1 protein-coding gene is annotated in these 15389 nt (G+C 71.9%); it reads right to left on the bottom strand.

Features of this window, described 5'->3' with window-relative positions; translation table 11 throughout:
- Window positions 1-46: 46 nt before the first annotated feature.
- A complete protein-coding gene (locus OG861_RS04760) occupies window positions 47-15346 on the bottom strand; it encodes an amino acid adenylation domain-containing protein (RefSeq protein ID WP_330261312.1) in 15300 nt (5099 codons plus the stop codon).
- Window positions 15347-15389: the final 43 nt, after the last annotated feature.

Below are 15389 nucleotides of genomic sequence, written 5' to 3'. Positions count from 1 at the left end.
ACAGGATGTGCGGTGGGCGCCGCCGGACCGGCGGCCGTCCGGGCGGCTACGGGAGGTCCCCGAGGTGCCCGGCTACCACGCGACCGATCTCCGCGAGGGGGCCCTGCGCGGTCATCGCGCCGTGGGCGCAGTCGACCTCGTGGACTTCGATGCCGCCGGTGACGTGGGGCGACCACACGGCCGCCGGATCGTCCACGGTGGCGCCGACCGTGGCCCGGAAGAAGACCATCGAGCCGTCGAACACCCCGGAATCGAAGGTTCCGCGCAGGTTCGACAGGTCCACGAAGACCCGTGCCAGGGCTGCGAACCCCTCCGCGCCCAGTTCCGCCAACGGGCTCCCGGAAGCCGACGGATCGTGACCGATCGAGGCCGACAGCGCCGGCCATACCTCCGGGTCGTCGTAGCCGATGGGCTCGGTACCCGCCGAGGCCGTCCCGGGGAATGCGTCGAGCACGCCGAGGAAGTCGACCTGCTCACCCGCCTCCCTCAGCCGCACCGCCAAGGCGTGCGCCGTGACCCCGCCGAACGACCAGCCGAGCAGCGCGTACGGTCCTTGCGGCTGGACCGAGCGGATCGCCGCGAGGTAGTCGTCCAGGACCTCCTCGAAGGTCCGGGGTCCGCCTTCCGGTTCGCTCAAACCACGTGCCTGGAGCCCGTACACCGGCTGCTCACGGTCCAAGTGGGCCAGCAGCCCGCTGTAGCACCAGCTGAGACCGATGGCCGGGTGGACGGCGAACAGCGGACGCCGCTCACCACCCGTACGCAGCGGCAGGAGCACCCCGAGTGAATCCCCGGAACCCTCCCGGCCCAGCTGGGCGGCCAGCATGGCCACGGTCGGTGCCTCGAACAGGGCCCGGACCGGCAGCTCGCAGTCGAACGCCGTACGGATACGGCTGATCAGCCGGGTCGCCAGCAGCGAGTGGCCGCCCAGTGCGAAGAAGTTGTCGTCGATCCCGATGTCCCGTACCCCGAGTACGTCGGCGAACAAGGCGCACAGGGTGACCTCGGCAGGACTGCGCGGCGGCCGGCCGTCGCTCGTGGGCAGGGCGGGCGCCGGCAGGGCCCGGTAGTCGAGCTTGTTGTTGGGGGTCAACGGCAGCTTGTCCAGAAGCACCACGGCGGCCGGGATCATGTACTCGGGCAGCAGTTGGCGGGCGTGCCGCGTCAAGGCATCGACGTCCACCTCGCCGTCGCCGACCAGGTAGGCCGCCAGCCTCTTGTCACCGGGCCGGTCCTCGCGGGCGACGACCGCGACCTGCCGGATGCCGGGGAACGCGGCCAGGACGGACTCGATCTCCGGCAGTTCGATGCGGAACCCGCGGATCTTCACCTGGTTGTCGGCGCGGCCGACGAAGTCGATCAGACCGTCCGCGGTCCAGCGGACCCGGTCGCCCGTCCGGTACATCCGTGCGCCGGGCGGGCCGTACGGGTCCGCCACGAACCGCTCGGCCGTGAGCCCGGCCCGGTTCAGGTATCCCCGGGCCAGACCGGTGCCGGCCAGGTACAGCTCGCCCGTCACCCCGACGGGAACCGGCGCGAGCGCGTCGTCCAGCACGCGGGCCGACATGCCGTCGAGCGGCCTGCCGATGGGCACCGGAGCCGGCACCTCGGATGCACTGCGCCACGGGGCCGAGGTCGCGAACAACGTCGTCTCCGTCGGACCGTAATTGCTGCGCACCAGCAGGTCGGGGCAGTGTTCCAGGACCCGGCGGACCGCGACCGGCGACACGATGTCACCACCGGTGATCACCACGCGCACCCCGTCGAAGCACTCGGGATACTCCTCGGCCATCACCCGGAAGAGACCCGCCGTCACGTCGACACCGGTGATCCGCTCCTCCTGCATCAGCCGGGCGAGCCGCTCGACCGTGAGGTCCGCCTCCGGCGCGATGATGCTCGTCCCGCCGTGCAACAGCGGGTACCAGAAGGAGTACGTCGACGGATCGAACTCGTACGGGGTGAGCAGCAGTACCCGGTCGTGGTCACCCGGCACGAAGATCGAGTCGTTGACCAGCTCGAAGACGTCCTGGTGGGTGATGGCCACACCCTTGGGCCTGCCCGTCGAGCCCGAGGTGTACATGACGTACGCGAGCTGCTCCCGGTGACCGTTCACGGCCGGGTGGGGCAACGCCGCGGCATCGAGCGGGCCGTCCTCATCGGCGTCCGAGACCAGGACCACCATCCCCGCCCGCGGCAGGCCACGCTCGCGCATGACCTCGTCCGTGAGCAGGACCTGCGCCCCGCACTCCTCCAGGACCGTCTGCATGCGGTCCAAGGGCGAGGCGTGGTGCAGGGGCACGTAGTAGGAACCCGACATGAGGATGCCCGTCAGGGCGACGACGAGGTCCACCGTCCGGCTCATCAAAATGGCGACCGGATGCTCCGGCCCGGCGCCCGCGGCGACCAGACGCCGCGCGAGCCGGCCGGCCCGCTCGTTCAACTCCGCGTAGCTCAGGCTCCGGCCGGCGCACCGGACGGCCACCGCGTCCGGGGTGCGCCCTGCCTGCAGGCGGAACGCCTCCTGGAGGGAGGACACCCCGGCGAAGGCGTCCACCGGGTCGGGGCCGGCGCCCTGCCGGATCAGGTGGGCGCGTTCCTCGACGCCGAGGATGTCGAGGGAGCCGATGGGCAGGTCCGGGTCGGCGGTGGCCGCTTCCAGGACGCGGACCATCCGGTCGAGGAGGGTGCGGACCGTCGGGGCGTCGAACAGGTCGACGGCGAATCCCACGCTCGCGCGCAGGGCCCCGGGCCGGCCCTCCTCCGTGGTGTCCGCGTACAGGGTGAAGTTGAGGTCGAACTTCGCGACGTTCAGTTCGGTGGCCGGCAGTGTCTCCGCCTTGGTACCCGCCAGCGTCAGCTCCGACCCGCCGTCGCTGACCACCTCCAGCATGATCTGGAAGAGGGGGTGGCGGCTGGGGAGGCGGGGCGGGTTGAGGGTTTCGACGATGCGTTCGAAGGGGGTGTCTTGGTGGGCGTAGGCGGTGAGGCTGGTGTTGCGGACTTGGGTGAGGAGTTGGGTGAAGGTGGGGTTGTCGGAGGTGTTGGTGCGGATGACGAGGGTGTTGACGAAGAAGCCGATGAGGTGGTCGAGGGTTTCGTCGGTGCGGCCTGCGGTGGGGGTGCCGATGGGGATGTCGGTTCCGGCGCCGAGTCGGGTGAGGAGGGTGGCGAGTGCTGCGTGCATGACCATGGTGAGGGTCGTGCCGGTGGTGCGGGCGAGTTCGGTGAGCCGGGTGTGGAGGTCGGTGCCGAGTTCGACCTCGAAGGACTCGCCCCGGTGGGAGGAAGCCAGCGGCCTGGGCCGGTCGGTCGGATACTCCAGCTCGACCGGGAGCCCCGCCAAGGCGTCGCTCCAGTACCGCAGCTGGGTCGCGAGCGTCGAGTCGGCCTCCGCCTCGTCGCCGAGGATCTGTTGTTGCCACAGGGTGTAGTCGGCGTATTGGACGGGGAGTGGCGCCCAGGTGGGGGCGTTGCCGTTGAGTCGGGCTTGGTAGGCGTGGTTGAGGTCGTGGGTGAGGGGTGTCATGGAGGCGCCGTCGCCGGCGATGTGGTGCAGGAGCACCATCAGGACGTGTTCGTCTTCGGCGAGGGTGAGGAGGGTGACGCGGATGGGCAGGTCGGCGGAGAGGTCGAAGACGTGTCGGCCGGCGGTCTGCAGTGCTTCGGGGAGGTCTTCGGGGGTGGTGGTGACGCGGTGCAGGGGTATGTGGGTGGGGGGCAGGATCAGTTGGATGGCGCGGCCCTGGTCCTCGCGGAACACGGTCCGCAGGGTTTCGTGACGGGCCACGAGGTCGGTGACGGCCTGCTCCAGCGCTTGGGCGTCGACCCGCCCGGCGATCCGGACGGCGACGGGAAGGTTGTAGGTGGCGCTGGGGCCTTCGAACTGGTCGAGGAACCAGAGCCGTTCCTGCGCGGCGGAGGCGGGGACGAGGTCGGGGCGCGGCTGCGGTGCCAGTTCCGGACGGGCGTCGCCGGAGACTTCGAGGCGGGCCGCGAGTTCGCTGACGGTGGGAGCCTCGAAGACGGTCCGCACCGTCAGTTCCACACCGAGTACGGCACGCGCCCGATTGACGAGCCGGGTGACGAGCAGGGAGTGGCCGCCCAGGTCGAAGAAGCTGTCGTCCACACCGACGGTGTCCACGCCGAGTACGTCGGCGAACAGGCCGCACAGGAGGTGCTCGTGGGGGGTGCGTGCCTCACGTCCGGCCGCTCCGGCGTAGACGGGGGCGGGCAGGGCCCTGCGGTCCAGCTTCCCGTTCGCGGTCAACGGCAGTACGTCCAGGGTGACGAACGCGGCAGGAACGACGGACTCCGGGACCTTGGCGGCCACATGGCGGCGCAACGCGTCGCCGGCGGGCGCGGGCGCGCCGGGCTCCGCCACCACGTAGGCGACCAGGCGCTTGTCCCCCGGCCTGTCCTCACGTAGCACCGTCGCCGCCTGCGCGACGCCCGGGTGTCCTTCGATCACCGCGTTGAGTTCGCCCAGCTCGACCCGGATGCCGCGGATCTTCACCTGGTCGTCGGCCCGGCCCAGGTACTCCAGCTCGCCGTCGCCCGTCCACCGGACCACGTCTCCCGTGCGGTACATGCGCTCACCGGGTTCCCCGAAGGGGTGCGCCACGAAGCGTTCCGCCGTCATGTCGGCCCGGTTGAGGTAGCCGTGCGCCAGGCAGACTCCGGTCAGGTAGAGCTCTCCCGCCACACCGACGGGGACGGGCCGCAGCCGCTCGTCGAGCACGTACGTCTGCGCGTTCCAGATCGGGCCGCCCAGCGTCGGCGATTCCGGCCACTGCGCCACCTCGGCCGGCAGCTGCGTACCGCTGACGACATGGCTCTCGGAGGGCCCGTAGTTGTTGTGCAGCACGACACCCGGCCGTGCGGCGTGGAAGTCCCGCACCTGCGGGCTCAGTTGAAGCGCTTCGCCGGCCTGGAGCACGTGCCGCAGGGCGGCCAGCCCCAGGCCCTGTTCGGCAGCGGCCTCGTACACGGCGGCGATGACCAGGTTCGGGGCGTAGAACTCGGTGATCCCTTCCTCGTCGAGCCAGGCCGCGAGGCTGGAGGGGTTGAGCCGGGTCTCCTCGTCCGGCACGCACAGCGTCTTTCCGTACAGCAGGGCCGAAAGGATCTCCTGCTCGGCGACGTCGAAGCCGACGGCACTGAACTGGGCCACTCGCGCACCCGGTGCGGCGGGAACGACCGATGCGTTCCACGCCAGGAGGTTGACCAGCACCCGGCCCGGCAGGACCACGCCCTTGGGGCGGCCCGTGGAGCCCGAGGTGTAGACCACGTATGCGGGAGCCTCCGACGTCAGCGGCGCACGGCGGTCGGCGGTTCCCGGGGCGTGCGGCGGCGCGGCCGCCAACTCCGCGGCCACCGGCGCGGTGTCCAGGGCCAGCGCTCCGGCGGGCAGCGCGGCGGCCTGCGAGGCGACGGTGAGGACGGCCTGGGGCCGGGCATCGGCCAGGACGAAGTCGATGCGCTCCCGCGGGTACGTAGGGTCGATGGGCAGGTAGGCGGCCCCCGCCTTGAGGATCGCCAGGAAGGCGACCGCCAGCCGGGTACCGCGCGGCAGCACCACACCCACCCGGTCGCCGGGGCCGATGCCCCGGGACAGCAGTACCCACGCCAGCCTGTTGGCCTGCTCGTCGAGCTCCGCGTACGTCAGCCGGTCGCCCGAGGCGCAGACCGCGACCGTGCCGGGGGTGCGGGCGGCCTGGGCGGCGAACAGGTCCGGGAGCAGGGCCTCGGACAGGCCGCGGCCGGTGTCGTTCCACCGCGTCAGGACGCGGTCCCGCTCTTCGGACCCGAGGACGTCGAGGGAGTCGATGTGCAGGTCCGGGTCGGCGGTGACGGCTTCCAGGACGCGGACGAGGCGGTCGAGGAGGGTGCGGACCGTCGGCGCGTCGAACAGGTCGACGGCGAACTGGGCGTCCGCGCGCAGTGCGCCCGGCACGCCGTCCGCGGTGACGTCGGCGTGGAAAGCGAGGTGGAGGTCGAACTTCGCCACGTCGAGGTTCGTCCGCAGTGACTGTGCTTGGACGCCGGGCAGGTCCCACTCCGTGGTCGTGCCGTTGGCCACCTGGAGCATGATCTGGAAGAGCGGATGGCGGGCGGCCGAACGCGGGGGATTCAGTACCTCCACGATGCGTTCGAAGGGGGTGTCTTGGTGGGCGTAGGCGGTGAGGCTGGTGTTGCGGACTTGGGTGAGGAGTTGGGTGAAGGTGGGGTTGTCGGAGGTGTTGGTGCGGATGACGAGGGTGTTGACGAAGAAGCCGATGAGGTGGTCGAGGGTTTCGTCGGTGCGGCCTGCGGTGGGGGTGCCGATGGGGATGTCGGTTCCGGCGCCGAGTCGGGTGAGGAGGGTGGCGAGTGCTGCGTGCATGACCATGGTGAGGGTCGTGCCGGTGGTGCGGGCGAGTTCGGTGAGCCGGGTGTGGAGGTCGGTGCCGAGTTCGATTTCGAGGGATTCGCCGCGGTGTGTGGGGGTGGTGGGGCGGCGTCGGTCGGTGGGGTAGGTGAGTTCTTCGGGGAGTCCTTGGAGGGTGTGCTTCCAGTAGGCGCTCTGTTGGGCTGCGGCTGATTCGGGGTCGTTTTCGTCGCCGAGGATCTGCTGTTGCCACAGGGTGTAGTCGGCGTATTGGACGGGGAGTGGCGCCCAGGTGGGGGCGTTGCCGTTGAGGCGGGCTTCGTAGGCGTGGTTGAGGTCGTGGGTGAGGGGTGTCATGGAGGCGCCGTCGCCGGCGATGTGGTGCAGGAGCACCATCAGGACGTGTTCGTCTTCGGCGAGGGTGAGGAGGGTGACGCGGATGGGCAGGTCGGCGGAGAGGTCGAAGACGTGCTGGCCGGCGGTCTGCAGTGCTTCGGGGAGGTCTTCGGGGGTGGTGGTGACGCGGTGCAGGGGTATGTGGGTGGGGGGCAGGATCAGTTGGATGGCGCGGCCCTGGTCCTCGCGGAACACGGTCCGCAGGGTTTCGTGACGGGCCACGACATCCGCCACGGCGTGCTCCAGCGCTCCGGTGTCCAGGGGGCCGGTGATCCGCACGGTGACGGGAAGGTTGTAGGTGGCGCTGGGGCCTTCGAACTGGTCGAGGAACCAGAGCCGTTCCTGCGCGGGGGAGGCGGGGACGAGGTCGGGGCGCGGCTGCGGTGCCAGTTCCGGACGGGCCTGCCCGGCCGCGTCGATGCGGGCCGCCAGCTCGGCGGGGGTGGGCGCTTCGAAGACGGTGCGGACGGCGACCTCACGGCCCAGGGTCAGCCGGATCCGGTTGATCAGCCGGGTGACGAGCAGGGAGTGACCGCCCAGGTCGAAGAAGCCGTCGTCCACACCGACGGTGTCCACGCCGAGTACGTCGGCGAACAGGCCGCACAGGAGGTGCTCGTGGGGGGTGCGTGCCTCACGTCCGGCCGCTCCGGCGTAGACGGGGGCGGGCAGGGCCCTGCGGTCCAGCTTCCCGTTCGCCGTCAACGGCAGCACGTCCAACGTTACGGTGCTGGACGGCACCATGTAGTCGGGCAGAAGAGCGCCGAGGTGGGCGCGCAGGTCGGTGCTGTCCACCCCGCCCGGGTCCTTGGGTACGACGTAGCCGACGAGCCGCTTGTCGCCCGGCTGGTCCTCGCGGATCACGACGGCGGCCTGCGCGACCTGCGGGTGTGAGCCCAGAACGGATTCGATCTCGCCGAGTTCGATGCGGAATCCGCGGAGCTTGACCTGGTGGTCGGCCCGGCCGAGGTATTCCAGGCGGCCCGGCTCCGTCCATCGGACCACGTCCCCGGTGCGGTACATCCGGGCGCCCGGTCCCTCGAAGGGGCAGGCCACGAAGCGCTCGGCGGTCAGGCCGGGGCGGCCGAGGTAGCCGCGGGCGAGGCCGGCGCCGGACACGTACAGCTCGCCCGAGACCCCGGCGGGCACCGGGCGCAGCGTGCTGTCGAGGACGTACATGCCGAGGTCGGGGATGGCCTCGCCGATCACGCTGCCCGGCAGGGTCGCCGCGGAGATCCGGTCCAGCGCCTGGTGGGTGACGTGCACGGTGGTCTCGGTGATGCCGTACATGTTCACCAGCGCGGGCGAGTCGTCGCCGTGGCGTTCGTACCAGTCGGCCAGTCGGCGCAGGTCCAGGGCCTCGCCGCCGAACACGACGGTGCGCAGGGCCAGCCGGTCGCCGGTCGCGGGGTCTTCGGCGTCGGCCTGGACGAGCTGGTAGAACGCGGAAGGGGTCTGGTTGAGGACGGTGACCTGCTCGTCGGCGAGCAGCTTGAGGAACTCGCCGGGTGCGCGGCTGACGGCGTGGGGGACGACGACGAGGCGTCCGCCGTGCAGCAGCGGCCCCCACAGCTCCCAGACGGAGAAGTCGAAGGCGTAGCTGTGGTAGAGGGTCCAGGTGTCGTCGGCGCCGAAGTCGAACCAGTGCCGGGTGGCGGCGAACAGGCGGGTCACGTTCTGGTGCGGGATGACGGCGCCCTTGGGCCGCCCGGTCGAGCCCGAGGTGTAGATGACGTAAGCCGCGTGCTGCGGCGCCACCGCGACCCCGGGGCAGGTGTCGGGGGCGGCGGTGAGCAGCCTGGTGGTGTCCTGCGTGTCCACGAGCAGGGTCGCGGTGTCCGCGGGCAGTCGCTCGATGATGTCGCTGTGGGTGACCAGGAGGACGGGGCGGGCGTCATCCAGCATGTAGGCGATGCGGTCGGCCGGGTAGTCGGGGTCGACGGGCAGGTAGGCGGCCCCCGACTTGAGGACGGCGAGCAGGGCGACGATGAGCTCGGCGGAGCGAGGCAGGGCGACGGCGATCAGTCGGTCCGGGCCGGCGCCGCGCTCGCTCAGCAGGTGCGCCAGGCGGTTGGCGCGCGCGTCGAGCGCGGCGTACGAGGTGTGCTCGCCCTCGAACACGACGGCCGTGGCGTCCGGGGTGCGGGCGGCCTGGGCGGCGAACAGGTCGTGGAGGACGGCTTCGGGCTCGGTGACCGCAACCGGAGGCGTCAACAGGGCAGCCCGCTCCGCAGGCCCCAGCAGGTCCAGGGAGTCGATGTGCAGGTCCGGGTCGGCGGTGACGGCTTCCAGGACGCGGACGAGGCGGTCGAGGAGGGTGCGGACCGTAGGGGCGTCGAACAGATCCGCCGCGTACCCGACGTGCGCGGTCAGGGCGCCGGGGCGGCCGTCCGCGCCCGTAGCGGCACGGAGGTTGAGGGAGAGGTCGAACTTCGCGCCGTCCAGGTTGGTGGTCACGCCCTGGGCCGTGACGCCGCCCAGGTCCAGATCGGGAGCCGTGTCCGTACCGACCTGGAGCATGATCTGGAAGAGGGGGTGGCGGCTGGGGAGGCGGGGCGGGTTGAGGGTTTCGACGATGCGTTCGAAGGGGGTGTCTTGGTGGGCGTAGGCGGTGAGGCTGGTGTTGCGGACTTGGGTGAGGAGTTGGGTGAAGGTGGGGTTGTCGGAGGTGTTGGTGCGGATGACGAGGGTGTTGACGAAGAAGCCGATGAGGTGGTCGAGGGTTTCGTCGGTGCGGCCTGCGGTGGGGGTGCCGATGGGGATGTCGGTTCCGGCGCCGAGTCGGGTGAGGAGGGTGGCGAGTGCTGCGTGCATGACCATGGTGAGGGTCGTGCCGGTGGTGCGGGCGAGTTCGGTGAGCCGGGTGTGGAGGTCGGTGCCGAGTTCGATTTCGAGGGATTCGCCGCGGTGTGTGGGGGTGGTGGGGCGGCGTCGGTCGGTGGGGTAGGTGAGTTCTTCGGGGAGTCCTTGGAGGGTGTGCTTCCAGTAGGCGCTCTGTTGGGCTGCGGCTGATTCGGGGTCGTTTTCGTCGCCGAGGATCTGCTGTTGCCACAGGGTGTAGTCGGCGTATTGGACGGGGAGTGGCGCCCAGGTGGGGGCGTTGCCGTTGAGGCGGGCTTCGTAGGCGTGGTTGAGGTCGTGGGTGAGGGGTGTCATGGAGGCGCCGTCGCCGGCGATGTGGTGCAGGAGCACCATCAGGACGTGTTCGTCTTCGGCGAGGGTGAGGAGGGTGACGCGGATGGGCAGGTCGGCGGAGAGGTCGAAGACGTGCTGGCCGGCGGTCTGCAGTGCTTCGGGGAGGTCTTCGGGGGTGGTGGTGACGCGGTGCAGGGGTATGTGGGTGGGGGGCAGGATCAGTTGGATGGCGCGGCCCTGGTCCTCGCGGAACACGGTCCGCAGGGTTTCGTGACGGGCCACGAGGTCGGTGACGGCCTGCTCCAGCGCTTGGGCGTCGACCCGCCCGGCGATCCGGAAGCTGACCGGCAGGTTGTACGTGCTCGACTGCTCGAACCGGTCGAGGAACCAGAGCCGTTCCTGCGCGGGAGAGGCGGGCAGCCGGTCTCCGTGTGCGAGGGGGACGAGCGCCGGACGGGCCTGCCCGGCCGCGTCGATGCGGGCCGCCAGCTCGGCGGGGGTGGGCGCTTCGAAGACGGTGCGGACGGCGACCTCACGGCCCAGGGTCAGCCGGATCCGGTTGATCAGCCGGGTGACGAGCAGGGAGTGACCGCCCAGGTCGAAGAAGCTGTCCTCCGCGCCGACGGCCCGGGCGCCCAGGACCTCCGCGAACAGCGCGCACAGGATGTGCTCCGCGGGGGTACGGGGACCGCGGCCCGCGGTGCCGGTGTAGGCCGGGGCGGGCAGGGCCCTGCGGTCCAGCTTGCCGTTGGACGTCAGCGGAAGCACGTCCATCTGGACGTACGCGGCCGGAACCACCGCCTGGGGCACGGCGGCGGCCACGTGCCGGCGCAGCTCCTCGGCGGCCGGCAGCACGGAACCCGGCGCGGCCACCACGTAGGAGACCAATCGTTTGTCGCCGGGCCGGTCCTCGCGCAGCACGGTGGCGGCCTGGGCCACCGCGGGATGCGCGCAGAGCACTGCGTTGAGTTCGCCCAGCTCGACGCGGACGCCACGGATCTTCACCTGGTCGTCGGCGCGTCCGAGGAAGGCGAGGCTGCCGTCGGCGCGGCGGCGCACCAGGTCGCCGCTGCGGTACATCCGCTCGCCGGCCGGGGCGAACGGGTCGGCGACGAAGCGCTGGGAGGTGAGGTCGGCACGGTTGAGGTAGCCGTGGGCCAGGCCGTCACCCGCGAGGTACAGCTCGCCGGGCACACCGGCGGGCACAGGCCGCAGCAGCTCGTCCAGGACGTACAGCCGGGTGTTCCAGATGCCGTCGCCGAGGGGGGCCGCAGTCGGCCAGTCGGCCGGGTCGGCGGGCAGGGTGGCGCTGGTGACCACGTGGGTCTCGGAGGGGCCGTAGTGGTTGTGCAGCAGCAGACCGGGGCGCGCGGCGTGGAAGTCGCGGACCTGGGGGGTCAGCTGGAGCGCTTCGCCGGCCTGGGCGACGTGCCGCAGGGCGTCGAGTGCCAGGCCCTGCTCGGTGGCGGCCTCGTACACCGCCGCGATCACGAGGTCCGGGGCGAAGAACTCGGTGATGCGCTGCTCGTCCAGCCAGCTCGCGAGGCGGGCCGGATTGAGCCGGGTGTCCTCGTCGGGCACGCACAGCGTCTTGCCGTTCAGGAGGGCCGTGAGGATCTCGTGCTCCGACGCGTCGAAGCTGACGGCGCTGAACTGCGAGACCCGGGAGCCCGGTTCGCAGGGGAAGAGCGAGGCGTTCCAGGCGAGCAGGTTGGACAGGACGCGGGCCGGGAGCACCACCCCCTTCGGCCGTCCGGTGGAGCCCGAGGTGTACACGACGTAGCTGGGGGTCTCGTCGGTCAGCGGGGCGGGCCGGTCGGCGTCCCGGGGGTCGTGGGCGTGGGCCGCGGCCAGCGCGGCGGCGGTGGGCGCGCCGTCCAGGTCGAGCACGTATGCGGGCAGCGAGTCCGCGGGCAGTGAGGCGGCGCCCCCGCCGTCGGTGATGCACACGTCCGGGCGGGCGTCTTCGAGGATGAACCCGATCCGCTCGCGCGGATACTGCGGGTCGATCGGCAGGTAGGCGGCGCCGGTCTTGAGCACGGCCAGGAAGGCAGTGATCAGCCCCGTGCCGCGGGGCAGTACGACGGCGGCGTAGCTGCCGGGGCCGATCCCCCGGGACAGCAGGTGCCGGGCCAGCCGGTTGGCCCGCTCGTTGAGTTCGGCGTACGAGAGGTCGCCGTCGGGCGCGCTGACGGCGAGCGCGTCGGGCGTACGGCGCACCTGGGCCTCGACCAGGGCGGCGAGCGGTGCTCCGGGCAGCTCGGTGCGCGTCGCGCGCGCGGCTCGCAGGACGGCGTCGCGCTCACCCTCGAGGAACAGGTCGATGTCGCCGAGCGGCTGCTCGGGATCGGTGACGGCACGCGTCAGCAAGGCGGTGAAGCGACCGGCCAGCAGTGCGGCGGTCGCCGGCTCGAACAGGTCGGCCGAGAACTCCAGGCGGCCGGTGACCCCGGCGGCCGAGCCGTCGTGCGCGTAGCGCTCGGTGAAGCCGAAGAGCAGGTCGAACTTGGCGGTGGCGGTCGGCAGTTCCTCGGCGGTGGCGGTGAGCCCTGGCAGGTCGAACGCGTAGCCGTTGGCGTTCTCCAAGGTCAGCATGACCTGGAAGAGGGGGTGGCGCGACAGCGAGCGGACCGGGTTGAGGGCATCCACGACCTGGTCGAAGGGCACGTCCTGGTGCGCGTACGCCGCGAGGTCCTGTTCCCTGACCCGCTGGAGCAAGGTGCGCAGGCTCGGGTTGCCGGAGGTGTCGGTGCGCAGCACCAGCGTGTTGACGAAGAAGCCGATCAGGCTGTCGAGGGCCTCGTCCGTGCGGCCGGCGACGGTGGCGCCGATCGGGACGTCCGTCCCTGCTCCTACCCGGGTCAGCAGGGCCGCCACGGCGGCCTGGAGGGTCATGTGGACGCTGGTCCGCGTGGCGCGGGCAAGGGCGACGATGGCCTGGTGCAGTTCGGCGCCGATCTCCACGGGAACGCTGCCCCCGCGGGTACCGGCGACCGCCGGGCGGGGGAAGTCGGTGGGAAGTTCCAGTTCCTCGGGCGCCCCGTCGAGGGCCTTGCGCCAGAAGTCGAGCTGCTGCTCGGCCAGCGCGGTCGGGCCCTGCTCGGAGCCGAGGAGTTCGCGCTGCCACAGGGTGTAGTCGGCGTACTGGGTGGCGAGCGGCGCCCATCGGGGGGCTTCACCGGCCCGCCGAGCCGTGTAGGCCTCGGCCAGTTCGCGCGTCAGGGGCTGCATGGACCAGCCGTCGGTGCCGATGTGGTTGAGGGTCAGCAGCAGTACGTGTTCGTCGGCGCCCGCGGAGAACAGGCGCGCGCGCAACGGCACGTCCGTGGTCAGGTCGAACGGGACGAGGGCGGCGGCGCGCAGCGCGGCATCGAGGTCCGTCACCTGCTCGACGGGCAGCGCCGGCCGCACCTGCCCGACGGGCAGCACGACCTGGCAGGGCTCCGCGTCGTGCTCCGGGAACACGGTGCGCAGGCTCTCGTGCCGGTCGGTCAGGTCCCCAAGGGCGGCTTCCAGCGCGGCCCGGTCGAGCGGGCCGCGCAGCCGGACGGCTATGGGCAGGACGTACGCCGCCGACCGGCCCTCCAGCCGGCTGTGGAACCACATGCGGTACTGGGCGGGGGAGAGCGGGAGCACGGCGGGCCGGGTGGCCGGTCGCAGTGCCGGGCGGGCGGCGGGGGAGTGGCCCGCCCCGGCCGGTTCGCCGTCTTCGCCCTCTTCGCCGAGTGAGGAGAGGGCGGCGACGTTCGGGTGGTCGAAGACCGATGCCACGGAGAGGTCGGTGCCCAGCGCGGCCCGTATGCGGCTGACCAGCCGGGTCGCGTGGAGCGAGTCCCCGCCCAGCGCGAAGAAGTCGTCGTCGATGCCGACGTGGGGCAGGCCGAGCGTCTGGGCGACCAGGTCGCACAGGACGGCCTCGCGGTCGGTGCGCGGACCGCGCCCGGTGTCGGCAGGGCCGGCGGAGGGAGCGGGCAGCGCCCGGTAGTCGATCTTGTGGTTGGAGGTCAGCGGCAGCCGCTCCAGCGTGACGAACGCCGAGGGGACCAGGTAGGCCGGCAGACGGGCCTCCAGGTGGCTGCGCATGCCGTCGTGGAGGGCTGCGTCATCCGCCGCCGCGGCTCCCTCCGCCACGACGTACGCGACCAGCCGCTTGTCTCCCGCAGCGTCCTCGCGGGCCACGACGACGGCCTGGCGCACTCCCCGGCAGCCGGTCAGTGCCGCCTCCACCTCGCCCGGCTCGACGCGATACCCGCGGATCTTGACCTGGCCGTCGGCGCGGCCGGCGAATTCGAGCCGTCCGTCGCCGTCGTGGCGGGCCAGGTCGCCGGAGCGGTACATCCGGCTGCCCGCGGGACCGAACGGGTCGGCGACGAAACGGTCGGCCGTCAGGTCGGGGCGGCCGGCGTACCCCCGGGCCAGACCGGCACCGGCCAGGTACAGCTCGCCGGTCTCCCCCTCCGCGACCGGGCGCAGCGCGTCGTCCAGGACGTAGGCGCTCATGCCGTCCAGCGGCAGCCCGATCGGTACCTGTGCGGGAACCGACGACGCCCGGGTCCACCGGGACTGGGTGGCGTAGAGCGTGGTCTCGGTGGGACCGTAGGTGCCGCGCACCACCGTGCCGGGGCAGCGCTCCAGCACGGCACGCACTCCGGCGGCGGGGATGACGTCGCCGCCGGTGAGGACCTCGCGCAGGCCCGCGAAGCACTCCGGGCGCTCCTCCGCCATGACCCGGAAGAGGCCGGCCGGGAACTCGGCGGCGGTGACCCGCTCGTCGGCCAGCAGGCGCGCCAGACGGTCGACCGTCAGCTGTGCCTCGGTGGCGATGACGGCCGTCCCGCCGTGCAGCAGCGGGTACCACAGCGCGTACGTCGACGGGTCGAACGCGTACGAGGCGACGAGCAGCACGCGGTCGTGTGCTCCGGGGACCGTGAACATCGAGTCGCCGACGAGGTCGGTGACGTTGCGGTGGGTGACCGCGACACCCTTGGGCGTCCCGGTGGAGCCCGAGGTGTACATCCCGTAGGCGAGCTGGTCGGGGCGGATCGCGGGATCCGCCGCCGGCTGCTCCTGATGCGCGTACCCGTCAGGCTGGTCGGCGAGTACGACGACCGGCCCGTGCGGCGTCCGGCCACGCATCGCGGTGTCGGTGAGCAGGACCGCAGCCCCGCTCTCCGCGGCGATCCACGCCATCCGCTCCTGCGGATAGGCGGGATGCAGCGGCAGGTAGTACGCCCCCGTCTTGAGGACGGCGAGGAGGGCGACGACCAGTTCGGCCGTGCGGTCCATCAGGACCAGCACGGGACGCTCCGCCCGGGCGCCTTCGGCGGCCAGCCGGGTCGCCAGCCGGTCCGACCGGTCGTCCAGCTCCCGGTAGGTCAGGCTGCGGCCGGCGCACCGGACGGCCACGGCATCGGGCGTACGCGCCGCCTGCTCCCGGAAGGATGCCGGCACCGAACCCACGATCATCGTCTCTCGCTCCTGTAAAAGATGGTTG

The sequence above is a fragment of the Streptomyces sp. NBC_00539 genome (genome assembly GCF_036346105.1).
Classification (GTDB): domain Bacteria; phylum Actinomycetota; class Actinomycetes; order Streptomycetales; family Streptomycetaceae; genus Streptomyces.
This window is presented reverse-complemented; position numbering and strand designations above follow the sequence as displayed.